General features: G+C 71.4%; 24 protein-coding genes and 1 pseudogene. 13 read left to right on the forward strand and 12 right to left on the reverse strand.

The features are described 5' to 3' along the window. A partial coding sequence (locus QZ433_RS11870) for an NCS1 family nucleobase:cation symporter-1 (protein WP_295783688.1) occupies positions 1–1,232 on the reverse strand: 1,232 nt, incomplete at its 3' end. A gap of 160 nt (positions 1,233–1,392) precedes the next feature. Between QZ433_RS11870 and QZ433_RS11875 the strand changes: the two genes are divergently transcribed. The 4 genes from QZ433_RS11875 (at position 1,393) to hpxO (ending at position 4,315) form a co-directional block, all read left to right on the forward strand. Continuing rightward, positions 1,393–2,019, forward strand: a complete 627-nt coding sequence (locus QZ433_RS11875) for an XRE family transcriptional regulator (RefSeq protein ID WP_295783689.1) — start codon at positions 1,393–1,395, stop codon at positions 2,017–2,019. A gap of 220 nt (positions 2,020–2,239) precedes the next feature. Then, complete coding sequence (gene uraD, locus QZ433_RS11880) at positions 2,240–2,767, forward strand: 2-oxo-4-hydroxy-4-carboxy-5-ureidoimidazoline decarboxylase (RefSeq protein ID WP_295783690.1); 528 nt, start codon at positions 2,240–2,242, stop codon at positions 2,765–2,767. 34 nt (positions 2,768–2,801) lie between these two features. Next, positions 2,802–3,122 carry a hydroxyisourate hydrolase gene (gene uraH / locus QZ433_RS11885; protein ID WP_295783691.1) on the forward strand — a complete coding sequence of 107 codons (321 nt, stop codon included), beginning with the start codon at positions 2,802–2,804 and terminating at the stop codon, positions 3,120–3,122. Positions 3,123–3,130: 8 nt separating this feature from the next. After that, a complete protein-coding gene (gene hpxO, locus QZ433_RS11890) occupies positions 3,131–4,315 on the forward strand; it encodes an FAD-dependent urate hydroxylase HpxO (RefSeq protein ID WP_295783692.1) in 1,185 nt (394 codons plus the stop codon). Between the two features lie 242 nt (positions 4,316–4,557). Here the strand turns inward: hpxO and QZ433_RS11895 are convergent, their stop codons facing one another. After that, on the reverse strand, positions 4,558–5,079 hold the full coding sequence (locus QZ433_RS11895; RefSeq protein ID WP_295783693.1) for an adenine phosphoribosyltransferase: 522 nt from the start codon (positions 5,077–5,079) through the stop codon (positions 4,558–4,560). Positions 5,080–5,248: 169 nt separating this feature from the next. Here QZ433_RS11895 and QZ433_RS11900 point away from each other — a divergent pair, with 169 nt between their 5' ends. Next, positions 5,249–6,928 (forward strand): glycoside hydrolase family 13 protein, encoded by a 1,680-nt coding sequence (locus QZ433_RS11900; protein ID WP_295783694.1) that lies wholly within the window; start codon positions 5,249–5,251, stop codon positions 6,926–6,928. A 26-nt stretch (positions 6,929–6,954) separates the two neighbouring features. Continuing rightward, a complete protein-coding gene (locus QZ433_RS11905; RefSeq protein WP_295783696.1) occupies positions 6,955–7,962 on the forward strand; it encodes a LacI family DNA-binding transcriptional regulator in 1,008 nt (335 codons plus the stop codon). A 92-nt stretch (positions 7,963–8,054) separates the two neighbouring features. Here the strand turns inward: QZ433_RS11905 and QZ433_RS11910 are convergent, their stop codons facing one another. Both QZ433_RS11910 and QZ433_RS11915 read right to left on the reverse strand, forming a co-directional pair. Beyond that, positions 8,055–9,254, reverse strand: coding sequence for a DUF4190 domain-containing protein (locus QZ433_RS11910; protein WP_295783697.1), 1,200 nt, complete (start codon positions 9,252–9,254; stop codon positions 8,055–8,057). Between the two features lie 33 nt (positions 9,255–9,287). Further along, on the reverse strand, positions 9,288–10,481 hold the full coding sequence (locus QZ433_RS11915) for an FAD/NAD(P)-binding oxidoreductase (protein ID WP_295783699.1): 1,194 nt from the start codon (positions 10,479–10,481) through the stop codon (positions 9,288–9,290). 277 nt (positions 10,482–10,758) lie between these two features. Here QZ433_RS11915 and QZ433_RS11920 point away from each other — a divergent pair, with 277 nt between their 5' ends. Further along, positions 10,759–11,973 (forward strand): amidohydrolase, encoded by a 1,215-nt coding sequence (locus QZ433_RS11920; protein ID WP_295783701.1) that lies wholly within the window; start codon positions 10,759–10,761, stop codon positions 11,971–11,973. A 64-nt stretch (positions 11,974–12,037) separates the two neighbouring features. Here the strand turns inward: QZ433_RS11920 and QZ433_RS11925 are convergent, their stop codons facing one another. Genes QZ433_RS11925 through QZ433_RS11935 form a run of 3 tightly spaced genes read right to left on the reverse strand, consistent with a single transcriptional unit; the run spans position 12,038 to position 15,157 of the window. Then, positions 12,038–12,931 (reverse strand): carbohydrate ABC transporter permease, encoded by an 894-nt coding sequence (locus QZ433_RS11925; RefSeq protein WP_295783703.1) that lies wholly within the window; start codon positions 12,929–12,931, stop codon positions 12,038–12,040. Continuing rightward, on the reverse strand, positions 12,928–13,863 hold the full coding sequence (locus QZ433_RS11930; RefSeq protein ID WP_295783707.1) for a sugar ABC transporter permease: 936 nt from the start codon (positions 13,861–13,863) through the stop codon (positions 12,928–12,930). Before QZ433_RS11930 ends, QZ433_RS11925 begins: the two co-directional genes overlap by 4 nt. After that, complete coding sequence (locus QZ433_RS11935) at positions 13,856–15,157, reverse strand: extracellular solute-binding protein (RefSeq protein ID WP_295783709.1); 1,302 nt, start codon at positions 15,155–15,157, stop codon at positions 13,856–13,858. Before QZ433_RS11935 ends, QZ433_RS11930 begins: the two co-directional genes overlap by 8 nt. 174 nt (positions 15,158–15,331) lie before the next feature. On the opposite strand from QZ433_RS11935, the gene QZ433_RS11940 reads away from it, so the two are divergent. Beyond that, positions 15,332–16,204, forward strand: coding sequence for a neutral zinc metallopeptidase (locus tag QZ433_RS11940; protein ID WP_295783711.1), 873 nt, complete (start codon positions 15,332–15,334; stop codon positions 16,202–16,204). 34 nt (positions 16,205–16,238) lie between these two features. Here the strand turns inward: QZ433_RS11940 and QZ433_RS11945 are convergent, their stop codons facing one another. From QZ433_RS11945 to QZ433_RS11960, 4 genes are all read right to left on the reverse strand, one after another. Then, positions 16,239–16,826 (reverse strand): copper resistance CopC family protein, encoded by a 588-nt coding sequence (locus QZ433_RS11945; RefSeq protein ID WP_295783712.1) that lies wholly within the window; start codon positions 16,824–16,826, stop codon positions 16,239–16,241. A 2-nt stretch (positions 16,827–16,828) separates the two neighbouring features. Beyond that, the gene (locus tag QZ433_RS11950; protein ID WP_295783714.1) at positions 16,829–17,575 is read right to left on the reverse strand and encodes a YcnI family protein; all 747 of its coding nucleotides are present in this window, start codon (positions 17,573–17,575) and stop codon (positions 16,829–16,831) included. 66 nt (positions 17,576–17,641) lie between these two features. Next, positions 17,642–18,229 (reverse strand): hypothetical protein, encoded by a 588-nt coding sequence (locus tag QZ433_RS11955; protein WP_295783716.1) that lies wholly within the window; start codon positions 18,227–18,229, stop codon positions 17,642–17,644. Positions 18,230–18,318: 89 nt separating this feature from the next. Next, entirely contained in the window at positions 18,319–19,410 is a 1,092-nt protein-coding gene (locus QZ433_RS11960; protein ID WP_295783718.1) for a VanZ family protein, read from the reverse strand. 154 nt (positions 19,411–19,564) lie between these two features. On the opposite strand from QZ433_RS11960, the gene QZ433_RS11965 reads away from it, so the two are divergent. Beyond that, complete coding sequence (locus QZ433_RS11965) at positions 19,565–21,658, forward strand: APC family permease (RefSeq protein WP_295783720.1); 2,094 nt, start codon at positions 19,565–19,567, stop codon at positions 21,656–21,658. A gap of 189 nt (positions 21,659–21,847) precedes the next feature. Here the strand turns inward: QZ433_RS11965 and arfB are convergent, their stop codons facing one another. Beyond that, on the reverse strand, positions 21,848–22,276 hold the full coding sequence (arfB, locus tag QZ433_RS11970) for an alternative ribosome rescue aminoacyl-tRNA hydrolase ArfB (protein ID WP_366761931.1): 429 nt from the start codon (positions 22,274–22,276) through the stop codon (positions 21,848–21,850). A gap of 371 nt (positions 22,277–22,647) precedes the next feature. On the opposite strand from arfB, the gene QZ433_RS11975 reads away from it, so the two are divergent. The 4 genes and pseudogenes from QZ433_RS11975 to QZ433_RS11990 all read left to right on the forward strand — a co-directional run. After that, positions 22,648–22,788, forward strand: a complete 141-nt coding sequence (locus QZ433_RS11975) for a hypothetical protein (protein ID WP_295783723.1) — start codon at positions 22,648–22,650, stop codon at positions 22,786–22,788. Beyond that, positions 22,785–22,874, forward strand: a complete 90-nt coding sequence (gene kdpF, locus QZ433_RS11980; RefSeq protein WP_074696280.1) for a K(+)-transporting ATPase subunit F — start codon at positions 22,785–22,787, stop codon at positions 22,872–22,874. Before QZ433_RS11975 ends, kdpF begins: the two co-directional genes overlap by 4 nt. A gap of 1 nt (position 22,875) precedes the next feature. Beyond that, complete coding sequence (kdpA, locus tag QZ433_RS11985; protein ID WP_295783731.1) at positions 22,876–24,561, forward strand: potassium-transporting ATPase subunit KdpA; 1,686 nt, start codon at positions 22,876–22,878, stop codon at positions 24,559–24,561. Then, a pseudogene (locus QZ433_RS11990) lies at positions 24,561–25,398 on the forward strand (potassium-transporting ATPase subunit B); the annotation flags it as partial. The gene kdpA and the pseudogene QZ433_RS11990, both read left to right, overlap by 1 nt.

A 25,398-nucleotide genomic window follows, 5' to 3' on the forward strand; every position in this document is an offset into this window, starting at 1 on the left:
CCGGCGATCAGGATGCCGAAGAGCGGGCCGATCAGCGCACCGAGCACGCCGAGCGAGTAGTGGATCGCGTCGCTGTTGGAGTACCAGTTCCACGGCATGAGGAAGGTCGAACCGACCGCGGCGATCATGCCGCCCGCGCGCCACGAGATCTTCTTCGGGGCGACGTTGGAGAAGTCGAACGCGGGCGAGATGAAGTTCGCGACGATGTTGATGCCGACCGTGGCGGTGACGAAGGTGAGCCCGCCGAGCAGGATCGCGAACGGGGTGTCGATGCGCTCGACCGTCTTGATGGGGTCGGTCAGCAGCTCGCCGAACACCGGCACCGTGGCCGAGGCGGTGATGACGGTGAGCAGCGAGAAGAAGAGGAAGTTGATCGGCAGGCCCCAGAAGTTGCCCTTCTTCACCGCGGCGAAGCTCTTGCTGTAGCGGGCGAAGTCGCCGAAGTTCAGCATCGGGCCCGAGAAGTACGACACCACCAGCGCGATCGCGGCGAACATCACCGGGATCGAGGCCCAGAAGTCCAGCTGCGTGGTCGACAGGGTGAACGAGATGTTCTCGATGCCGGCCTGCGAGACGAGGTACACCGCGAGCACGATCATCACCAGGTAGACCGCCGGGCCCGCCCAATCGATGAAGCGGCGGATGACCTCCATGCCGTTCCAGAACAGCAGGAACTGCGCGGTCCACAGGATCGCGTACGAGATCCAGCCGAGGGCCGACAAACCCGCGAACGACACGTCGAGCAGCGCCGCCGAACCCGGGATGAACTTCAGGAACACGATGTTCAGCGACTCCGCCGCGAGGAAGGTCTGCACCCCGTACCAGGCGATCGCGATGAGGCCGCGGATGATCGCGGGGATGTTCGCGCCCCGGATGCCGAACACCACGCGGTTGATGACGGGGTAGGGCACGCCCGTCTTCTGGCTGGGCTTGGCGACGAGGTTGGCGAACACCTGCACGATGACGATGCCCGCGATGAGAGCGACCAGCACCTGCCACGACTGCAGGCCGAGTGCGAAGAGCGATCCCGCGGTGACGTAGCCGCCGACCGAGTGCACGTCGCTCATCCAGAACGCGAAGATGTTGTAGCTCGACCACTTCTGCTTCCGCAGCGGAGCGAGGTCCTCGTTGGCGAGACGCTCGTCGTAGTGGGGCTTCATGTTGCCGCCCCCGTGGGGGTGGCCGGCGGCCTCCACGAGATCGTGGGGGCCGGTGAGGGGTGTGGAAGTCATGTCATTCCTCTCAGGACGATGGATGCCACGACGTGGAGTCCGCGGCCGGAGTGGAGCTCTGATGTGAAGTTATGGGTTCACACAACGCGGGCGGTTTCGCTCGTGTAACGAGCATGTGAAGTCGCTCCTTCACGCTGGGCGGCTCCCTAGACTCGGGGGCATGACGCAGCCGCCCCTCGCCGACGCCGTCGATCGCGACGCGGCCGCGGCGGCCGAGCCCTCGGCATCCGTCGGGGCCCGCATCCGCGACCTCCGCCAAGCCCGTGGCATCTCGGCGCGGGCGCTCGCTGCGACCCTCGGCATCTCGCCCAGCGCGGTGTCGCAGATCGAGCGCGGGGTGATGCAGCCCAGCGTCTCGCGCCTGATCGCCATCACCGACGCCCTCGGCGTGCCGCTCGTCGCGGCCTTCGATCCGGCGTCCGATCGCCCCGTCGAACCCGCGGGACCGTCGGGATTCACCCTGCAGCGCGCCGGACAGTCGCCCGACATCGTGCTGGACAGCGGAGTGTCCTTCCGCCGCCTCACGCCCGGAACCTCGCCCGGCGTCGACTATTTCGAGTCGGTCTATCCGCCCGGAGCCTCGGCGCACGGCGCCGACGAACTGTTCCACCACGAGGGCTACGAGGTCGGCACCCTGGTCGCGGGTGAACTGACCATCGACTTCGAGGCGGAACGGGTGATCCTGCGGGCGGGGGATGCCATCAGCTACCCCTGCTCCGTCCCCCACCGCTTGCACAACACCGGCGCCGTCGACGCGGTCGCGCACTGGCTGATCGTGCACGCCTGAGGCGCGGCGGTCCCGCGCGATCGGCGGACACAACGCAGGAGATCCGCGGATCCGCCCGCGTCGGCCCCCGCGATCACGTCGCCACCGCCACGAACGGGGCGGATCTCCTGCGTTGTGTCGCAGGGGCGAGCGGACAGCCGCTCCCGGAATGTTCGCCACAGCAACATCACCGACACATCCCGCCACAGGCCCGTAACGCGGCGCGCCTAGCCTGCTCGGCATGCACCTGCAGGACTTCCATGCCCTCGACGACGCGGATGCCGCGGGCGTCGTCCGCGTCTGGGCCGACATCCCGGGGTGGGTCGACGCCATCGTCGCGGGTCGCCCCTACGCGAGCGTCGACGCCCTCGCCTCCTGCGGCGGCGACCTCGCCTCGGCCTGGTCGCCCGACGACCTCGAGGCCGCGCTGCACGCGCACCCCCGCATCGGAGCGAGAGTGTCGGGCGACGGAGCCGAGGCACGGGCATCCCGGCGCGAACAGGGGGCCATGGCATCCGCCGACGACGACGACATCGCCGCGATCGCCGCGGGAAACGCCGCCTACGAGCAGCGATTCGGGCGGGTGTTTCTCATCCGCGCCGCGGGGCGCACCCCCGGCGAGATGCGCGCCGAACTCGAGCGTCGCCTGACGAACGACCCGGATGCCGAGACCATCGAGGCCACCCGCCAGCTCGCCGAGATCGCGCTGCTGCGCCTGCGCGGGACCTTCGCCGACGCCGCCCCCGCCGAACCGGAGGCGGCGGAATGACCCGCCGAACCCCCCACGCCCCGGAGTACCCCGAATGACGCACGTCACCACCCACATCCTGGATGCCACCACCGGCAGCCCCGCGGCCGGCGTCACCGTGACGCTGAGCCACCTCGACGGCGCCACGATCGACGCGGCCACCACCGACGCGGACGGCCGCCTGGCCCTCGGCCCCGACGTGCTCGACGCGGGGGATTACGCCCTCGCCTTCGGCACCGGTGCCTACTTCCGCGGCCGCGGGGTCGCGTCGTTCCACCCCGTCGTGACCGTGGCGTTCACCGTCACGGGCGAGGCGCATCTGCACGTGCCGCTGCTGCTGAGCCCCTTCGCCTATTCCACCTACCGCGGCAGCTGAGGAGCGAGATGAAGGTCATCATCATCGGCGCGGGCGTCGGAGGCACCTCCGCCGCCCTGGCCCTGCAGAAGCTCGGTCACGACGTCGTCGTCTACGACCGCATGCGCGAGAACCGCCCCGTCGGCGCGGCCCTGTCGCTGTGGTCGAACGGGGTCAAGGTGCTCAACTGGCTCGGCCTCGGTCCGCAGGTCGCCGCCCTGGGCGGCCGCATGGACGACATGGCCTACTACGACGGGCACACCGGCGACGAGCTGTGCCGCTTCAGCCTGGCTCCCGTCACCGCGCAGACGGGCCAGCGGCCCTACCCCGTCGCTCGCGCCGACCTGCAGGCGGTGATGATGGATGCCGTCGGCCCCGCCCATATCCGACTGGGCATGCAGCTGGTCGCTGTCGCCGAGCACGAGGGCGTCGTAACCGCCACCTTCGCCGACGGCACCACCGACACGGCCGACCTGCTGATCGGCGCCGACGGGGCGCGATCGATCGTGCGGGACTACGTCACCGAGCCCACCGGCATCCGTCCCGAACGCTCCTATTCCGGATACGTGAACTACAACGGCCTGGTCGCCGCCGACGAGCGGATCGGACCGCTCACGCAGTGGACGACCTACGTCGGCGACGGAAAACGCTGCGCGGTGATGCCCGTGGCGGGCAACCGGTTCTACTTCTTCGTCGACGTGCCCGGCCCCTCCGGTGTGGTCGAGGACCGCATGGCCGCGCTCGAGCACGCGTTCGGCTCGTGGGGCGCCCCGGGCGTTCGCGCGCTGCTCGACGGCATCGACCCCGACGAGTCGCTCAACCGCGTCGAGATCTGGGACATCGACCCATTCGACACGTGGGTACGCGGTCGCGTCGCCATCCTCGGGGATGCCGCGCACAACACCGCCCCCGACATCGGCCAGGGCGCCTGCTCGGCGCTGGAGGACAGTTTCGCGCTCGGCATCGTGTTCGCCACGGCGACCCTGGGCGTCGAGGACTCGCTGAAGCGCTACGAGCGCATCCGCACCGAACGGGCCGGGGATCTCGTGCTGCGCGCGCGCAAGCGGGCGTTCGAGACGCACGCCTTCGACGTCGCCGCCACCCAGGCCTGGTACGACGGGCTGCGGCGGGAGGACGGGACCGGGGTCATCCGCGGCATCGTCGGGAACATCGAGGGCAGTCCGGTGGAGTTGGGCGCGAGCGTTCTGGGCTGAGGCGACGGGCGGGGCGCCGAGCGGGGCCGGGCCGGCGGGGCGGGGCGCCGCGCGGGGCCGGGCCGGCGCGCGGGGCGGGGCGCCTCGCGGGGCCGGCGCGCCGGCGGGCGAAACTCCGGAGAAGTGGATGCCGGGCTCCCGGCGAGCGCGGGATTTCCGCGGCATCCGGCTCCGGAACGCCCGAAAACTCCGGAGTTCGGCACGCGGCCTTCGCTCGACCGGGCCGGCGCGCGGCGCGGGGATCAGACGCGGAAGACCGCGTGCACGTCGCCGAGGACCTCGCGGCCTCCCAGTCCGTCGATCTCGAGCAGCGTCGCGATGCCGACGACCTCGCTGCCCACGGCCTGGAGCAGATCGCGCCCCGCCGCGAGGGTGCCGCCGGTGGCGAGCACGTCGTCGAGCAGCAGCACGCGCGCGCCGGCGGCGTTGTCGTCGTGCATCTCGATCTTCGCCGAGCCGTACTCGAGGTCGTACGACATCGTGGCGGCGGGGCGGGGCAGCTTGCCGGCCTTGCGGATCGGCATGAGTCCGACGTTCGCGGCGATCGCCGCGGCACCGGCGAGCAGGAACCCGCGCGCCTCGACACCCGCGACGGCGTCGAAACGGCCCGCGAAGGGCTCGATGAGGGCGTCGACGACGGTGCGCAGGGCCGCAGCATCCGTCAGAAGAGGGGTGATGTCGCGGAACACGATCCCGGGCTGGGGGTAGTCGGGGATGCTCGTGATGAGCGATTCAGCGCGGGCGAGGGCGGTGGCGTCGGGCACGGTTCCAGCCTAATCGCGGCACCCCGCCGCCCCACGCCCCCCCTCACGCCCTCCCCCGCCCCTGCCCACGCCCCCCTCCCCCGCTCGAGTGTCCACGACACTCGGCGGCTCCCGGAGCAGGGCGCCAGCCGCTTGACGCTTCTGCAAGCGCTTGCAGTACCCTGGACACATGACCTTCACGCAGGAAGACGCGCGCGCCGAACTGGCCTCGGCGCCGGGCTCGGAATGGTGGCGCACCGCCGTCATCTACCAGATCTACCCCCGCTCCTTCGCCGACGCCTCGGGCGACGGTCTGGGCGACCTCCCCGGCGTCACGGCGCACCTCGACGACCTACGCGAACTCGGGGTGGACGCCATCTGGCTCAGCCCCTTCCAGACGTCGCCGCAGAAGGACGCCGGCTACGACGTCGCCGACTACCGCGACGTCGACCCGATCTTCGGCACGCTGGCCGACTTCGACGCGATGCTCGCGGGCGCGCACGAGCGCGGCATCCGGGTCATCGTCGACCTCGTCCCCAATCACTCCAGCGATCAGCACGTGTGGTTCCAGCAGGCGCTGAAGGCCGCCCCGGGCAGCCCCGAGCGCGCGCGGCACATCTTCCGCGAGGGCAAGGGCGAGAACGGCGAGCTGCCCCCCAACAACTGGGAGAGCGTCTTCGGCGGCGGCATGTGGAAGCGCGTGACCGAGGCCGACGGCACGCCCGGCCAGTGGTACCTGCACATCTTCGACGAGACCCAGCCCGACTTCGACTGGACCAATGAAGAGGTGCGCGCCGAGTTCCGCGACGTGCTGCGCTTCTGGCTCGACCGCGGGGTCGACGGCTTCCGCGTCGACGTCGCCCACGGTCTCATCAAGGCCGAGGGCCTGCCTGACTACACCCCCGACCCCGAGGGCGGCTCGATGGGCGGCGACGCCGACGCCGTGCCGTACTGGGGCCAGCCGGGCGTGCACGAGGTGTGGCGCGAGTGGCACGAGGTGCTCGCCGAGTACGACGGCGACCGCGCGCTCTGCGCCGAGGCGTGGCTGCCGACGGTGGCCGAGACGGCCCTGTGGGTGCGCCCCGACGAGATGCACCAGGCCTTCAACTTCCACTACCTCGAGACGAAGTGGGATGCCGCGGCCCTGCGCGCCGTGATCGAGGAATCCCTCGCCGAGTACGGCGCCGTCGGCGCCCCGAGCACCTGGGTGCTGTCGAACCACGACGTCGTGCGTCACGCCTCGCGCCTGGCGCTGACGGCGGAGAACCCCCAGGGCGCCGGCATCGGACCGAAGTCGCCCGGTCAGCCCGACCCCGTGAAGGGTCTGCGCCGCGCCCGCGCCGCCACCGCGCTGATGCTCGCACTCCCCGGCTCGTCGTACCTCTACCAGGGCGAGGAGCTCGGCCTGCCCGAGGTGATCGACCTGCCCGACGACGCCCGTCAGGACCCGACGTGGTTCCGCACGAACGGTGAGCGCTACGGCCGGGACGGATGCCGCGTGCCCCTCCCGTGGACCGCGGACGCACCCGCCTACGGCTTCAACGACACCGGCGCCTCGTGGCTCCCGCAGCCGACCGAGTGGGCCGGCCTGGCCCACGACGTGCAGGTCGACGACCCGGCCTCGACCCTGTCGATGTACCGCGCGTTGCTCGCCGAGCGTCGCGCGCGCGGCCTCGGCGCCGGTGCGCTGGAGTGGGTGGACGGATACGGCGACGACGTCGTGGCGGCGCGCAACGGCTCGGTGCTGGTGATCGCCAACCTCGGCGCCGCGAGCGTCGACCTGCCCGCGGGCGAGGTCCTCGTGGCCAGCGGCCCGCTCGACGGCGACCGCCTGCCCACCGACACGACGGTCTGGATCGCGGCGGCCTGAGCCGCGGCATCCTCTCGGACGAGACCGTGGCCGGTATCGACGACGTCGCCCGCCGGGCGGGAGTGTCGACGGCCACGGTCTCGCGTGCTCTGAGCGGCCGGGGTCCCGTGTCCGCCGCGACGCGAGATCGCGTGCGCGCGGCGGCCGACGCGCTCGGCTACGTGGTGTCGGCCTCGGCCTCGAGCCTGGCGACGGGGCGGACGCGCGCCGTCGGCGTGGTCGTGCCGTTCCTGGACCGCTGGTTCTTCAGCACGGTGCTGGCCGGGATCTCGGACGGCCTGGTCCGCCGCGGCTACGACATCACGCTCTACAGCGTCAGCGAGGACCCGGCCGAACGGCGCCGCGTCTTCGACGACCACCTCCGACGCCAGCGCATCGATGCGGTGATCACGATCGCCCTCGAGTTGGATGCCACCGAATCGGCGCACCTGCGCGGACTCGGCGTCCCGATCGTCGCGATCGCGGGTCCCAACCCGCTGCTGACCACGCTCACCGTCGACGATCTGGCCGTCGGCCGCCTCGCGACCGCGCACCTGCTCGAGCTCGGCCACCGCCGGATCGCGCACATCGGCGACGACGGGGCCGGCTCCCCCGAGAGGGGCGCCTCGGTGCCGGCTTTGCGTCGCCGCGGGTTCATGCGGAGCCTCGCCGCCGAGGGCATCGACGACGCCTGGGTCGAGGCCGCCGACTTCACCATCGAGGGCGGCTCGGCCGCGGCCGCCCGCGCGCTGACCGCCGCGGCACCCCCGACCGCACTCTTCGCCGCCTCGGACGAGATGGCGATCGGCGCGATCCTCGCGGCACGCGCGCTCGGGCTCCGCGTTCCCGAGGACGTGTCGGTGATCGGCGTCGATGGCCATGAGCTCGGCCGCTGGTTCGGTCTGACGACGGTCGACCAGTTCGCGCGCGGCCAGGGCGAACGCGCGGCCATCGAGGTGCTGAACGAACTCGACGGCGCCGAGCCGGCGCGGGGGCGCGGAACGCTGCCCTTCGAGCTGGTCGACCGCGGTTCGACGGCACCGCCGCGGGGCTGACGGGCGGGATCGTCACCAGACCCCACGAGGTCGCCCTCCGGTCAGCCGGGCCCCGGCATCCCTCCCCTCGGGGCGAGCGCGGGACGGTCGCCTCAGCGACCCGAACCGGCGAGGGACCCCGTCGTGAGCTCGGTCGCCGGGTCGAACAGCAGGCACGAGACCTCGCGATCGCCCGACGCCCACGTCTGCTCGGTGGGGCCGACGTAGTAGTAGTTGAGCGTCGAGTCGTTGTAGGTCGCCCCGACGTAGGCGGGGAAAGCCGCCTCGCAGCCGGTGAAGGCGGCCTCTTCGATCGCCGCGTCGCCGGGGAACGCCCCCGCGTCGGGGATCTCGAACCCGGCGAAGATCTCGAACGCGTGGGGAGCCGCGCAGTCGACGACGTTGCCCGCGGCGATGACACCGCCGGGCAGCGAGTCCAGGCACGCCCCGACCGACAGCACCGACGGGTCGACCGCCGCCTGCTCGTCGGGGGCGATGGTCACCTCTCCGTCCTGAGAGAAGCCGAAGGGGTCGGACGCGCTGGATCCGGCGCCGAACAAGATGAAGACCACGAACGCGACGGTCGCGATGAATCCGAGCACGGTGAGCACGGCACCGGCGATGATCCCGCCCAGGGCGAGGCCCCGGCCCTTCTCGCCCGTGCGCTTGATCTGCGCGAGCGCGACCGCGCCCGCCACGATGCCGCCGACCGGGAACAGGAAGCCCAGCACGATCGCGACGATCGAGACGGGGTTCGTGCGGTCGGACGAGGGGGCGGGCGAGGTGTACACCGGGGGCGCCGCGACCGCCGTCGAGGCGTACCCCGGATAGCCGTTCGCCGCGAAGCCCATCGCCGCCGAGGGGATCGGCGCGGCGGACGGCGCCGACGCCGCCACCGTCAGCAGTCCCTGCTGCGCGAGCCGCGCCCCCGACAGGCGCGCAGCCTCGGTGACCACGTCGCCGGCCTTGGCCGCCCCCAGCGCGCCCCCCTTGAGGAACCCGCCGAGCGCGGACTGCTCGAACACCGCGAGCGTCCCCTCGTCGACCTCGGACAGGCGGACGTCGAAGCGCACGTGCATGTCCTGCCCCGCGAACGCCCCGGCGACGAGGGTCGTCCCCAGGCTCCCCCGCTCGACCTCGAGCAATCCCGTCCCGTTCGGCCGCACCGCGAAGCCCTGCTCGACCAAGACCGTGGTCAGGGCCTCACGCGCCGCATCGACGGGGAGGGACAGTCGCAGTTCGGCCGACGACATGTGGTGCTCCAGTGCTCGCGAGCCACGGGTGTCGCGGCGTCGGTCCAGGGTACCCGTCACCCGCCGCGACGCCCAGGGCTCGCGTTCCCCGCGTCAGCGGATGCGCCCCACCAGGTCGTCCCGGGTGAGCGTGTCGGCCTCGGCGAGCACCGCGCGCGCGTCGTCGCGGGCGTCTTCGACGTTCCACAGCAGCACGCCCACCACGCGGTCGTCGTCGAGGTAGTAGACGACGCCGTGCTCGGCATCCGTCCAGTCCTCCACCGTCTCGAGCGAGGAGTCGAGCGTGCCGACGGCTTCGTAGCGGATGCCGAACACCGCAGAGTAGTAGTACGGCGTGTGCGTGTACGCCTCGGCGGCGCCCGCGAGGTTGCGCCCCGCGGCCTTGCCCTGCTCGTTCGCGTTGTCGACGTGTTCGACCCGTCGGCGTCCCAGCAGACGGTCGGGGTAGTTGGCCACGTCTCCGGCCGCGTACACGTCGTCGGCCGACGCGCGCAGCTGCGCGTCGACGACGACGCCGTCGTCCACCTGCAGCCCCGCCTGCTCGGCCAGCTCGGTTGCGACCTCGATACCCAGACCGCTCACGACCGCGTCGGCGCGCACCTCGTCGCCGTTCTCGAGCTGCAGCTGCACGCCGTCGGCATCCGCTCGCCCGCCGGCGACCTTCGACCCCGCGACGATCTCGACGCCCGCGTCGCGGAACAGCTTCTCGAACCGCTCGGCCAGGCCCGCGGGGAACACGGCGTCGCCCAGCACCGATCCGGTGTGTATGAGGACGGTGTCCACGCCGTTCTGGACGAGGGCCGCCGCGAGCTCGGAACCGATGTAGCCACCGCCGACGACCGCGATGCGGTCCACGTCCTCGGCCAGCGCGCGCAGCGCGCGATAGTCCTCGGCAGTACGGAACGACAGGGCGCGCGCCCCGTCGGTGTGATCGTCGATCGGCAGGGGCACGGGCTTCCCGCCGGTGGCGAGGAGCAGCTTGCCGTACGAGAAGGTCTGGTCGTCGGCATCCACTTCCCTCGCCTCGGGGCGGATGGCCGTGGCGCGCGTGCGCAGGCGCACGTCGGCGCCGGTGTCGTCGGCGGTGCCGAGGGGCACCTTGTCCCACGTGAACTCGTCGTCGGTCCACAGCTTCTTGCTGAGGGCGGGGCGCGTGTAGGGCTCGTCGACGTCGTCGCTCAGGATGCCGATGGACCCGTCCGCGTCGATCTCGCGGATGCCGCGCGCGGCGGTGTCGGCGACCATCCCGCCGCCGACGATGAGGTAGTCGAAGTGTGTCGTGGTCATGGGCACAGCATCCCGGCCCCACCTGACCGGATCGGGCGGGTTGCGGGGTTCCGCGCCATCGGGTAGCGGGGGGAGGCAGCGGCGGCACCCGAGCACAACGCAGGAGTTTTCGGCGGTGCGGACCGCGGCGACGCCGTGGATCCGCAGCACGGCAGCGGATCTCCTGCGTTGTGCGCCCGGGTTCCCGCCGCCGCACCGCAACGGCGACGCCGCGGCAGCCGGCCGCGCGCCGCGAAGAACCCGCGACGATGTCGGGGGCGCGAACTAGGCTCGGGGCATGAGCGTCGACCTCGAAAGCCTCTACACCGACCTGCACACCCACCCGGAGCTGTCGTTCCAAGAGACGCGGACGGCGGGCGTCATCGCGCGACACCTCGCCGATCTCGGCCTCCCGGTCGAAGAGGGTGTCGGACGCACCGGCGTGGTCACGAGGATCGACAACGGCCCCGGCCCGGTCGTGTGGCTGCGCGCCGACATGGACGGCCTGCCCGTCGAGGAGCAGACCGGCCTCGCCTACGCCAGCACCGCCCGCGGCACCGACCCCGCCGGCAACGCCGTGCCCGTCATGCACGCGTGCGGACACGACATGCACGTCACCGCGCTCATCGGCGCGCTCGAGCGGCTCGTCGCGACGACCGGCGAGTGGTCGGGCACCGTCGTGGCGGTGTTCCAGCCGGCCGAGGAGTACGGCGCGGGCTCGCAGGCGATGATCGCCGACGGGGTGCTCGATCGCTACCCGACGCCCGACATCGTGCTCGGCCAGCACGTCACGCCCCTCCCCGCGGGCGTCATCGGCGTGCGCCCGGGAACGCAGATGGCGGCGTCCGACGGTCTCACCGTGGTGCTGCACGGCCGCGGCGGTCACGGCTCGCGCCCGCACTCGACGATCGACCCGGTCGTCATGGCCGCGGCCACCGTCATGCGTCTGCAGACGGTGGTATCGCGCGAGGTCGACCCGCGCGACGTCGCCGTCGTCACGGTCGGTTCGATCCACGCGGGGCTGAAGAACAACATCATCCCGGCCGAGGCGAAGCTCGAGTTGAGCCTGCGCTACCCCGACGACGCGGCGCGCGAGCGCGTGATGGGCAAGGTCGAGCGGATCGTGCGCGCCGAGGCCGTGGCATCCGGAGCCGAGAAAGAACCCACGATCACCACGGATCACTCCCTGCCGCCGACCATCAACGACATCGACGCCACCGCGCGACTGAGCGACGCGTTCCGCCGCGCGTTCGGAGAGGGATCGGTCGTCGACCCCGGCATGTTCACCGGCAGCGAGGACGTGTCGTGGTTCGCCCGCGAGTCGGGCGCCCCGCTGGTGTTCTGGTTCTGGGGCGGAGTCGACCCGCAGACCTTCGCGGATGCCCTGGCCGGCGGCACCATCGAGCGCGACATCCCCACCAACCACTCGCCGTTCTTCGCGCCGGTCATGCAGCCGACGATCGACCGCGGCGTCGAGAACCTCGTCGTCGCGGCGCGCGAGTTCCTGGACTGACGGGCCTTTCCCGTCGGGTGTCCACGACAGGCCGCGCGCCGGTGAGTCGAGAACACCCGACGCGTCACTTGATGCCGCTGCGCGCGAAGCCCGCCACGAAGTACCGCTGGAACACCAGGAACACGATCGCGATCGGCACGACGTTCAGCAGCGCGTACGCCATCGTCGCGCCGTAGTCGCTGCCGAACTGCCCCTGCAGGTAGAGCAAGCCGATGGGCAGCGTGAAGAGCCGGTTCTCGCGCAGCGCGATCAGCGGCCAGGCGAAGTCGTTCCACGACGACAGCAGGCTCATGAACACCAGCACCGCGATCAAGGGTTTCGACAGCGGCAGCACCACGCGCGTGAAGGTCTGCAGGTGTCCCGCTCCGTCGAGGCGGGCCGCCTCGATGAGCTCGCGCGGGATGCCGAGCATGAACTGCCGCGCGAGGAACAGCCCGAACGCCGAGGCCGACACCGGCAGGATCACCGCCCAGTACGTGCCGTAGAGCCCCGTCATCGTCACGATGCGGAACAACGAGACCATGATCACCTGCACCGGCAGCACCAGGGTCGCCAGCGCCACGAAGAACAGCGCCGTCGACCCGCGGAACCGCAACTGCGCGAACGCGTAGCCCGCGAGCAGGCTCGTCGTCACCGAGATGAGAGTGACCACGACGGCGATCGCGACTGAGTTGCCGAACCACGTCGCCACCGGGAACGACGAGAACACCCGCTCGAAGTTCTCGAGCGTCACCTCCCGCGGCCACAGGCGCAGCTCACGGCCGCCGAGCAGCTCGGCGCGCGACGAGAAGGCGACGGCGAGCATCCAGTACAGGGGCGACACGGCGGCCAGGCCGATCACGGCGACGAGGACCGTGCGCACCACGACACCCCCGCGCCGGGGTCGGGGACGACGGGCGGGCGGGGCGGTCGTCGGGGCCATCGGAGAAGCGGATGCCACCCGCTCGTCGACGCTCACTCGACCACGTCCTTCGTGCGGCTGGCCCGGTACTGCGCGGCGGCGAACACGAGGGCGAAGACGAACAGCACCATGCCGATCGCGGCCGCGTAGCCCTGATCGCGCGTGACGAACCCCGTCTCGTAGGCGTAGGTGACCAGCACGCTCGTCGCCCCTCCCGGTCCGCCGCCGGTGAGCACGAAGACGATGTCGAAGACCTGGAACGAGAAGATCACGTTCAGCACGACGAGGAAGAACGACGTCGGACCCAGCAGGGGAACCGTGACGTGGCGGAACCGCTGCAGCCGGTTCGCCCCGTCGAGCGTCGCCGCCTCGTACAGGTCGGGACCGATGCCCTGGAGCCCCGCGAGGTAGATCAGCATGTTGAATCCCGTGCGCCACCACACCGTCGCCAGCACGATCGTCGCGAACGCCGGGACGGGATCGGACTGCCAGGTGACGGGCGAGAGCCCGACCGCGGTGAGGAGGCGGTTCAGGATGCCGGAGTTCTGATCGAACACGAGCACCCCGATGAGGGCCGTGGCCACGCCCGACACCGCCATCGGCAGGATCAGCAGCGACCGCCACAGTGGCCGGGCGGGCAGCGCCGTGTTCAACAGCGTCGCCGCGACGAGGCCGAGCAGCATCGACAGCGGCGTGACCAGCACGGTGAACAGCACGGTGTTGCCGAGCGCCCGCCAGAACAGCGGGTCGCCCGCGAGACGGGCGTAGTTGTCGAGACCGGCGAAGGTGCCGTCGCCGAAGCCGTCGGTGCGCTGCAGACTGACCGCGAAGGCACCGACGAGCGGGACGAGCACGAAGACCAGCAACAGCAGGTAGTTCGGCGCGACGAAGCCGTACGCGGCGAGCGCCTCCCGTCGAGCGCCCGGCCGTCGCGGCGCGGTCGCCCGCTCCCGCAGGGCGCCCCGCGGGGCGGCGAGGGTCTCAGCCACCGGTGGCCGCCTGGATGCCCGCGCTCAGGTTGGTCACCGTCGTCGCGGCATCCTGCGCTCCGGTGAAGGCCAGGTCGAGCTGCTGCTTGAGCACGGGGATGATGCCCGACATCGAGGGGCTCGCGACCTGCGCGACGTCCTGCGGCTGCACGAGAGCCGCTTGGCCGGCGAAGACGGGAGCCAGCTCGGGGCGCACGTCGAAGGTGAGCTGATCGTTGAGCAGGTCGGCGCGGGTCGGGAGCAGCGACGCCGCCCGGCAGAAGTCGCGCATGGGTCCGGCGTCGGTGACGAACTCGAGGAAGGATGCCGCGAGCTCGGGCTGCTGCGTGTTCGCGGTCGCCACGAGCGCGTTGCCGCCGAAGTCGCTGCCCGCACGCACGTTGCGCGGGGCGTAGGTCGCCGTCCACTCGAAGTCGGCCGTGGTGTCGGCATCCGGGATCTGGAAAGCCCCCGACCACACCATCGCCACCGACTGCGAGAACCAGGACTCCGCCGCGTAGCTCGACGAGGCGATCGTGTTGTTGGCGGGCACGTAGTTCTTCGTGAAGAACGAGCTCGAGAACGCCACCGTCTCGCGCGCCGCGTCGGAGTCGATCGCCGGGGTCTTCTGGTCGGACTCCAAGAAGGCCCCATCGGACTGGAAGAGCAGGCTGAGCCATCGCGTGACGCCGTTGCCCTGCCAGTTGTAGGCCCAGGGCCAGCGATCGGCGGACAGGCCCGCGCGCAGCCGGGCGCCGAGGGCGTCGAGCTGCTCCCACGTCCAGGCCTGATCGGCCGAGGTGGGGATCTCGGACGCGTCGATGCCGGCCTGACGGAACAGGTCGAGGTTGACGAGGATCGCCGAGGTGTCGGTGTGGTGCGGCAGCCCGAAGGTGCCGTCGCCGTTCTGCACCGCGGCCCACGCCTGCGGGGTGAACTGCGCCTGGCGGTCGGCCGACAGCAGGGGCTTCAGGTCGAGCAGCTGGCCGCGACCGGCGTACGCGCCGAACGTGTAATACGGCACGCGGAAGATGTCGGGCGGATTCCCCGCTTGCAGCTGCGCGTCGATGTTCGTGAACATCTGCTCGTACGGCACGGCGTTGAGCTCGACGGTCGCGCCCTCGTTGGCGGCTTCGAACGCCGCGATCGCGGCGCGGAAGCCGGCCAGCTCGGCATCCGTCCCCCACGTGGTGAAGGTCAGCGTGCCCTGCCGTTTCTCGGCGGGAGCGGACTGCACGAAGCCGCATCCGGCGAGGAGGAGCGGGAGGGCGAGCGCCCCGGATCCGGCGAGGAATGTGCGGCGGGTGACTGTCATGGCGATTCTCCGTCTGTCGAGTCGAGAGGCGGACGCCGGGGCCGCGGTGCCTCTCGCGGGCGACGGTACGCCTGCCGGAAGATGACGATGAGGGGTTGCGGATGCCGCGGACTCCTGCTCCGGGCCGATGTCCAGCCCCGTGACGGGGGCACGGCCACGGCGTACGGTTCGAGCGTGACGTTCAACGACAACGCCCGCGTCGGCGGCAACTCCGCGAAGCGCCGCGGCGGGACGGTGGCGGCCGTCGGCGGCGGCGCCGTGGGCCTCGGTGCGATCGTGGTGTTCCTCATCTCGGCCTTCACCGGCACCGACCTGACCGGCCTGCTCGGTGGGGGTGCGCCGGCCGGTCCGCAGAGCGGCGGCGAGACGATCGCCAACTGTCAGACCGGACGGGATGCCAACACCGACGACTCGTGCCGCCTGGCCGCCGCCTCGCTCGACATCGATCAGTTCTGGCAGCAGCGCCTCGACGGGTACCGCGAGCCGCAGCTCGTCATCGTCGACCGCGCAACCTCGAGCTCGTGCGGGACCGCGTCGAACGCGACCGGCCCCTTCTACTGCCCGCCGGACGAGACGGTCTACGTCGACCCGACGTTCTTCTCGCTGCTTCGTTCGCAGTACGACACGACCGCGGGCCCCCTCGCCCAGCTCTACGTGCTCGCGCACGAGTACGGCCACCACGTGCAGAACCTCACCGGCGTCATGCAGCAGTATCCGAACAACGGGACGGGCCCCGACAGCAACGGCGTCCGCACCGAGCTGCAGGCCGACTGCTACGCGGGCGCCTGGGTCGCGTCCGCGAGCGAGCAGGTCGACGAGAACGGCACGCCCTACCTGCAGCCGCCGACGCAGCAGCAGATCGCCGACGCCCTGTCGGCCGCGTCGGCCGTCGGCGACGACCACATCCAGGCCGAATCCGGCGGGGTCGTCAACCCCGAGAGCTTCACGCACGGGTCCAGCGCGCAGCGCACGCGTTGGTTCGGCACCGGCTACGACGGCGGCGTCAACGCCTGCGACACGTTCTCGGTGCCGGGCGGGAGCCTGTAGCCCCGGGTGCCGCGGGGCTACAGCACGCCGCCGCTCAGTACTCCTTCGGCCGCGACCGCACGATGATCACGACCAGCACGCCGACGAGCACGATCACCGCGCCACCGGCGAGAAGACCGATGGTCAGGCCGGACATGCCCGCGCTCTCGGATGCCGCGGACGACGTCTCGGGCGCCGCGGTCGCCCCGGCCGCGCTCGCGCACACCGAGGCATCCGTGCCCGGCGAAGTGCTCGCGCCCGTGTAGGTGAAGGGGATGACGCCCGAGACGGGGTGGCCGTCCGACGACACCGCGCGCCACTCCACGGTGTAGTCCCCGGGCGCGCCGAGGGCGACCGGGAGGGTGAGCGTCGGGCCCGCGAGGGCCACGCAGTCGCTCTCGTAGTGCCGACCGTCGGGGCCGAGCACGATGACGATGTTGCCGCCGTCGTAGCCGAGCAGGTTGGCGCTGAAGTCGAGCGAGACCTCCGACAGGGATGCGACGCTGTCGCCCGCGGCGGGATTCGACGAGACGAGACTGTCGTGGGCGGATGCCGCCGTCGCCCCGCCGAGGGCGGCGGTGATCGCCGCAGCGACCACCACCGCCCCGGCCAGAACCCGACGCAGCGTGTTCCGGGAGCGCACGATCAGCCGCGCTTCGGGCGACGCGCGAACGCCAGGGCGCCGAGCACCGCACCCGCGGCCGCCACGACGAGCGCGGCGATGCTCAGGCCGAGTGCGACGCCCGAGGAGTCGTCCGACGTGGTCGACGCGGCCGCCATGTCGTCCATCGCGGGTGCCGCCGACGCCGTGCCGTGTCCGCCGTGGCTGTGCTCGCCGGTGGGCGGGGTGTCGTTGATGTAGAGCACGGGCGCGGGCTCGAGCGTGTCGTCGGCCGCGACCTCGTCGGGCGTCGCCGCCCAGTCCACGACCTCTCCGTCGGAGTAGGTCTGCGTGGCCGGGAGCACCAGGTGCCCGGTGTCGGGGATGGGGCCGAGGACGGCCGAGAACATCTGGAACTGGTCCTGACCGATGCCCACGCCCGGGTCCGCCTGCCACACGATCTTCAGCGCGGCATCCGAGATGGTGTTGCCCTCGACCTCGACGGGCGCGGGCAGCGCTCCCTTCTCGACGGTCGCGGTCCAGCCGGGAACGGGCTCGACCAGCACCGCACTCAGCGGGGTGTCGGTGGGCAGATCGACCTCGACCTTGACGGTGGAGGCCGTCTCGGACTCGGTCGGCACGCGGAAGTTGACCGTGGCGTAGCTGCCGGGGGTGGCGGTGTTGGGGTTGACGGTGACGTGCGCAGACGCCGCGAGGGGCGCGGCGATCGCGAGGGCCGCGCCGGCGGTGAGGCCGACGAGGGCACGACGAAGAGTGGTCTTGCGAGACATGGTGCTGCTTTCTGAACAGAGCGCGCGCCGAGGAGGCGCTTCACGCGCGGAAGAGGGGTCGGGGTGTCACGCCGCGCGCGGCGGACCCCGATGCCTCATCGGCGACAACACCGTCATCGCCCTCGTCAGCAGCGGCGGCTCGGGGGCCGAGGGCGCGGCATCCGTCCGCACTCCCAGACCGCGGAACGGCCGCAGGACAGCCAGAACCGCCACGACGAAGCGCGCGATCGCCTGCAGAGCCCGCTCTCCGCGACCCAGCGCCACGATCGTCACGACCGCGGCGACCGCGTGCGCCGCCCACATCCACGTCGAGTGCGTCGTGTGCGCGGGGGCGACGGCATCCCAGGCCATCGTTGCCGCGCCGTGGTGCGCCGCGGTGACGTCGCCGCCGCCGCGGGTCAGATCGAGGGCCAGGATGCCGTGGAACAACGCCTGGCTCAGCACGACCGCGCTCGACAGTCGCCACCACGACATCGCGCGGCCGGCCAGCAGCACGCACACGGGGGTCGCCAGGCACAGCGCGACCGCGATGTTGACCGCGGACGGCAGGGCGGAGTCGACGGCGCCGTGCGAGACGGTCGCGACGAAGGTCGCCACCGCGGCCGCGGCAACACCGCGGACCGCGCGCTGCGCGCGCCCTGCTCTCGACGACATCTCACTCCTCGGCGTCCAGCCTAGGCGCCGGCACCGACACCGGTGCGGCCGGTGCCCCGGCGTCGAGAGACGTGCGGGGTGGGGGCCTGTCATCGCATCCGGCGGAGGCGATCCACCGTCGGGCTCTGCACGCCGGCGCGGTCGTCGACGAGACGGCGGCGGCCGATCCAGCCGGTGAGACCCCGGCCGTCGGGCCACACGACGAGCAGCGCGACCGTCGCCAGCGCCAGCACGAGCGCCGACAGCGACCACGGCGCCGGCAGGGCGCCGAGCAGCGCGTAGGCCCCCGCCCCGGTCGCGAACCGCAGCGGTCGGGCGAGCCACCCCGGCAGCAGTCCGTTCGTGAAGCGCACCCGGGTCGCGAGGTCGCCCACCGAGCGGCCGGTCACCAGCACGACACCCAGCCAGACCCCCGCCGAGACGAGGGTTCCGGCGAGAGAGGCGACCTCGTCGGTCGAGAAGGTCGCGGCATCGCCGAGGGTGAGCGCGGTCGCGGCCTGCACCAGGATCGACACCGCGAAGCCGACGAGGCCGACGCCCACGACGTCGCACACGATGCCGAGCAGCCGACGGCGGCGGGTCACGGGGCGGGGGTGCTCGGCATCCGCCCGCTTCGTCAGACCGCGATGCTGCGCGGGCACCGCGAACGCCAGGATCGAGCCCAGGAGGGCTCCCGAGGTGTTCGCGATCAGATCGTCGACGTCGAACACGCGGTACGCGCACGGGAAGAGGCCCCAGACGCCCGTCAGCTGGGTCGTCTCGATGAGGCCCGAGGTCGCCAGGCCCGCCAGACCCGCGATCAGGATGCCGCGCCCCCCGAGCACCCGCAGGAAGAACCCGAGGGGCAGGAACAGCAGCACGTTCAGCGCGACCTGCAGCACGACGGGGTCGGTCAGGTAGCGGCCCGAGACGGCGACGGCCGCACGGATCTCGTCGACGAACTCGAACGGGCGCAGGTTGACCCCCGCGCAGCGGTAGACCTCGGAATCGGGCAGGGGAATGAGGGTGTACGTCCAGATCGCCCAGAAGTAGACGGCGGCCCCCGCCCACAGCGCCGAGCGCCACAGCGTCAGCCCGCCCCGCCGACGGTAACTCAGCGCCACGAACGGCACGAACGCCAGCACCGCGACGACCGCCCCCGCGACGACGGCGAGCACCCCCGAGCCCACGATGTTGTCCACCCCGCGAGCATAGGGAACGGCCGAGCGGGAAGAATCCCGGCCCCGCGCCGGTTATCCTCGGCGCGACGTCGAACCCGCCCTCCTCGGTCACGTTTGCACGACCGGGGAATGAACGTCGTGCGCGTCAGATTGCGCCCAGCGTCCAGGGGGCGTAATGTCGCGCGCCGTGACTGACGAAAGTCGCGTTGACGGCGAAGAGACGCCGATCGCGAAACGCATCCTGATCGGCGAGCCCCTCACCTCCGAGAAACTCGACGAGCAGCTCCTCCCCAAGAAGATGGCACTGCCCATCTTCGCCTCCGACGCCCTCTCCTCCGTGGCCTACGCCCCGCAGGAGCTGCTGATGATCCTGCTCATCGGCGGAACGGCCCTGCTGACGCTCAGCCCCTGGGTCGCGGTCGCCGTCGTGGTGCTGCTGATCGTGGTGGTGCTGAGCTACCGTCAGCTCATCAAGGCGTACCCCTCGGGTGGTGGCGACTACGAGGTCGCCAGCAAGAACCTCGGCGAGGTGCCCGGTGTCGTGGTGGCCGCCGCCCTGCTCGTGGACTACGTGCTCACGGTCGCCGTGTCGGTGGCATCCGGGGTCGACAACATCATCTCGGCGCTGCCGGCGCTCAATCCGTTCCGGGTCGAGATCGCGGTCGGCTTCGTGATCCTCATCGTCATCGTCAACCTGCGCGGGGTGCGCGAGGCGTCGAGCGTCTTCGCCATCCCGACGTACCTCTTCATCGGCTCGGTCGCGCTCATGATCGTCGTGGGCCTCGGACGCGCCGTCCTCGGCGATGCCCCGCACGCCTCGAGCGCCGACTACGGCGTACAGGCCGAATCGCTCACGCAGGCCGCACTGATCCTGCTGATCCTGCGCGCGTTCTCGAGCGGCTGCTCGGCCCTGACGGGTGTGGAGGCCGTGTCGAACGGCGTGCCCGCGTTCCGGATGCCGAAGATCCGCAACGCCCAGACCACGCTGACCATGATGGGCGGCATCGCCATCATGCTGTTCGCCGGACTCACGGCTCTCGCGTTGATCGCGGGCGTGCAGTACGCCGAGGACCCCTGCAACCTGATCGGCTTCGACTGCGTCAACAACCCGCAGCCGAGCCTCATGGCGCAGGTGGCCGCCGCCACCTTCGGCATGGGCAGCATCCCGTTCTTCATCATCCAGGCCGCGACCGCGTGCGTGCTGCTGCTCGCCGCCAACACGGCGTTCAACGGCTTCCCGCTGCTGGGCTCGGTGCTCGCGCGCGACGGGTACGCCCCCAAGGCGCTGAACACCCGCGGCGACCGGCTGGTGTATTCCAACGGCATGATCATCCTCGGCATCGTCGCCATCGGCGTGCTGATCGTCTACCAGGCCAACCTCACGACGCTGATCCAGCTGTACATCATCGGCGTGTTCGTGTCGTTCTCGCTCGGCCAGATCGGCATGGTGCGCCACTGGCGCCGTGTCCTCCGCGGCCTGAACGATCTGCCCGCCGAGGCCGCGAAACAGCAGTCCGCGGCCATCGAGCGCCGCTCCGCCATCTCGGGCCTGTGGATCAACTCGGTCGGCGCCGGCATGACCGTGCTGGTGCTGCTCATCGTCACCATCACCAAGTTCACCCACGGCGCGTGGCTCGTGTTCATCGCCATCCCGATCCTCGCGGTGCTGATGATCGGCGTGAACCGGTATTACCGCGACGTCGAGCACGAGATCCGCATGGACGACGACGTGCACTTCGGCTCGTCGGGCGACGTGGCGATCGTGCTGGTGAACCGCCTGCAGAAGCCGGTCATGAAGGCGATCGACTACGCCCTGGCCGCCAACCACGACAAGACGCTCGCCGTCCACGTCGCCATCACCGACGAGGACGCGGCCAAGCTGCAGAAGGAGTGGGCCGAGCACGACATGCCCCTCCCGCTCGTCATCATCGACTCGCCGTACCGCACCTACAGCTCGCCGGTGTCGGCGTTCATCAAGAAGTACCGCGAGAACAACGGCTCGGCGGTGGTCACCGTCTACCTGCCCCAGTTCATCGTCGGCCACTGGTGGGAGTCGATCCTGCACAACCGCCGCTCGCGCCGCCTCGCCCAGCAGCTCATGCTCGTGCACGGCGTCTCGATCACGCTCGTGCCGTGGCTGCTCGACTCGTCGGAGCTCATCTACGGTCGCCGCTCGCGCCCCCTCCCGGGGCAGTCGCGCAGCGGCCGTCCGATCGCCGAGGTGCCCGCCCAGCGCGTCAAGAAGACGCCGCCGACCTCGGCATCCTGAGCCGGCCCGGACGCCCTCGCCCCCTCGGGCGGGGGCGTCCGGCGTCCGTGCCCGCGTCCGTCGGGTCGGGTGCCGGGGCCTGCCGTCGAGCGCCGGGGCCTGCCGTCGAGCGTCCAGGACGTGCGGACGGGCGGCACTCGGCATCCGCGTGTCGTGGACACTCGACGACGGAGGGGGCGAGGAGGGCGCTCAGTCGGTGGGGCGCCGGCGCATGCGTTTCACGTCGGTGCGGCGCTGCTTGGACTGCAGGCGGCGTTCCTGCGACCCGCGCGTCGGCTTCGTCGCGCGTCGCGGCGGGGCGGGCGGCCGCACGGCCTCGGCCACGAGGGCGGCGAGCCGCGCCCGCGCCGCGTCGCGATTGCGCAGCTGAGCACGGTGCTCCGAGGCCGCGATCGTCAGCACGCCGTCGACGAGACGGTGCCCCAGCCGTTCCCTCACCCGCTCGCGTTGGACGGGGGACAGAACGGCGGATGCCATGGCATCCCACCTCAGCTCCACGCGGGAATCCGCGGTGTTCACGCTCTGACCGCCCGGGCCCGATGAGCGCGAGAACCGCCACGACAGCTCGGCAGCGGGGATCACGAGGTGCGCGTCCACGCGCACGTCGATGTCGGCCATGCTCCTATCATCCCGGTGGAACGGACTGACCCACCCCAGGCGAACAGAACGCAGGACATCACTGCTCCGCGGCCCCGCTCACCCGCGCGCCGGGGGTTCCCGGGGCCTCATCTCCTGCGTTGTGTCGGCGGCCCCCGCCGAGCGCCCACCCCGCCGAGCGGCGGCCCCGCCGAGCGCCGGCCCGCCCGCCGCCGCGTCGCGCGGCGAACCGACCGAGCAAACCGTAAGCACCCCGTATGCGTCCGTGAGCGACCCGTAGGGAAAACGTTAGGGCCCGCGGATGTCGCGATCCGGCGGAGTTGTATCGACACACGTGCCGCCCCGCGGCGCCCGCGGCCCGCCCGCGGTACAGACCCGAACCTGGAGTCGTCGTGCTCGATGTCGTCTTCCTCGCCGTGACCGCCGCGCTGTTCGCGCTGGTCGCGCTCGTCGCCAAGGGGGTCGAGAAGCTGGGCCCCGAGGCCCGCGTCTCGTCCGCCCGCCCCGCCGGACGCGGAGGCGACCGACCGTGATCTTCTTCTCGATCCTCGCCGCCGTCCTGGCCGTCGCCGCCGTCGTGTACCTCGTGGTCGCGCTCGTCCGTCCCGAGAAGTTCTGACATGGACGCCGGAAGCATCTGGTCGATCGTCCTGACCAGCCTCACCCTCATCGTCGCCCTGGGCCTGGCCTACCGCCCCCTCGGCGACTACATCGCCCGCATCTACACCGGCGAGCGCGATCTCGCCGTCGAGCGCGGTCTCTACCGCCTGATCGGCGTCGATGCCCGCAGCGCCCAGACCTGGCAGGCCTACCTGCGCTCGGTGCTGCTGTTCTCGTTCGTCGGCGTCGTCTTCGTCTACGCGCTCATGCGCCTGCAGGCCGTCCTGCCCTTCGCCCTCGGCCTCGAGGCCCCCGGCGAGGCGCTGTCGTTCAACACCGCCGTGTCGTTCGTGACGAACACCAACTGGCAGTCGTACGCGGGTGAGTCCACCCTCGGCTACACGGTGCAGTTCGCGGCGCTCACGGTGCAGAACTTCGTGTCGGCCGCGGTCGGCATCGCGATCGCCGTCGCCCTGGTGCGCGGGTTCGCGTACCGTCGCAGCGCCGTGATCGGCAACTTCTGGGTCGACCTCGTGCGCGGCACCCTGCGTCTGCTGCTGCCGTTCTCGGTCGTCGCGGCGATCGTCCTGCTCGCGGGCGGCGTGATCCAGAACCTGTCGGGATCCACGGATGCCGCGACCCTGGCCGGGGCCGCCCAGTCGATCCCGGGTGGGCCGGTGGCATCCCAAGAGGCCATCAAGCTGCTCGGCACGAACGGCGGCGGGTTCTTCAACGTCAACTCCGCGCACCCGTTCGAGAACCCCGCGCCGTGGACGAACCTGTTCGAGATCTTCCTCATGCTCGTGATCCCGTTCTCGCTCCCCCGCGCGTTCGGTCGCATGGTCGGCGACGACCGTCAGGGCTACACGATCCTCGGTGTCATGGCGGCGATCTTCGCGGCATCCACCGCTCTGCTCACCTGGGCCGAGATGGCCGGGGCCGGAACCGCTCCGATGCTCGCGGGCGGCGCGATGGAGGGCAAGGAGGTGCGCTTCGGCATCTTCGGTTCGACGCTGTTCGGCTCGACGAGCACGCTGACGTCGACCGGGGCGGTGAACTCGATGCACGACAGCTACACGGCACTGGGCGGCATGATGCCGATGATCAACATGATGCTCGGCGAGGTCGCCCCCGGCGGTGTCGGCTCGGGCCTGTACGGCATGCTGATCCTCGCCGTCATCGCGGTCTTCGTCGGCGGTCTGCTGATCGGCCGCACGCCGGAATACCTCGGCAAGAAGATCGGTCCGCGCGAGATCAAGCTGGCCAGCCTGTACATCCTCGTCACGCCGACCCTCGTGCTGGCCGGGACGGCGCTGAGCTTCGGCATCCCCTCGATCCGGGCCGACGTCGAAGCGACGTCGATCTACAACCCGGGCGTGCACGGGCTCAGTGAAGTGCTCTACGCCTTCACCTCGGCGTCGAACAACAACGGCTCCGCCTTCGCCGGACTCACCGCCAACACCCCGTGGTTCAACACCGCGCTCGGGGTGGCGATGCTGCTCGGCCGATTCCTGCCGATCGTGTTCGTGCTCGCACTGGCCGGTGCCCTCGCGGCACAGGATGCCGTGCCGGCGACCGTCGGCACCCTGCCGACGCACCGCCCGCAATTCGCCGGTCTGCTCGCCGGCGTGGCCGTGATCGTCACGGCTCTGACCTACTTCCCGGTCCTCACCCTCGGACCCCTCGCTGAAGGGCTCTCGCTCTGATGTCCACCGTCACCCACGCCCCGGCCCCCACCCCCGCCTCCGCGGACGAGGCCGCACCCGCCCCGCGCCGCGCGTTCAGCGCCGCGCAGATCGTGGCCGCCCTGCCGGGCGCCGCGAAGAAGCTCAACCCTGCAGCGCAGTGGCGCAACCCCGTGATGTTCCTCGTCTGGGTGGGCGCGGCGCTGACAACGCTCATCGCGATCGTCGAGCCGTTCCTCGGGGGCGCCGACGGCTCCCTGCCCTTCGGATTCACCGGGGGCATCGCCGTCTGGCTGTGGCTCACGGTGTTCTTCGCCAACATCGCCGAGTCCGTCGCCGAGGGCCGCGGCAAGGCCCAGGCCGCGACGCTGCGCAAGACGCGCACGACGACCTCGGCCCGTCGCGTGGTGGACTACTCCCCCGCAGACCCTTCGGCCGTGAACGCCGCGACCGAGGATGTCCCCTCGGGCGACCTGCGCGTCGGCGACGTCGTGCTGGTCGAGGCCGGCGAGCTCATCCCCGGCGACGGCGACATCGTGTCGGGCATCGCGACGGTCGACGAGTCGGCCATCACCGGCGAGTCGGCCCCCGTCGTCCGCGAGTCGGGCGGAGACCGCAGCGCGGTGACCGGCGGCACGCGCGTACTCAGCGACCGCATCGTGGTGAAGATCACGTCGAAGCCCGGCGAGACGTTCGTCGACCGCATGATCGCGCTCGTCGAGGGCGCCTCTCGTCAGCGGACGCCGAACGAGATCGCGCTGAACATCCTGCTCGCGAGCCTGTCGATCGTGTTCGTCGTGGTGGTGCTCGTGCTGAACCCCATCGCCTCGTACGCGGCATCCCCCGTCTCGATCCCCG

The sequence above is a fragment of the uncultured Microbacterium sp. genome (genome assembly GCF_913776565.1).
In the GTDB taxonomy this organism is placed as follows: domain Bacteria; phylum Actinomycetota; class Actinomycetes; order Actinomycetales; family Microbacteriaceae; genus Microbacterium.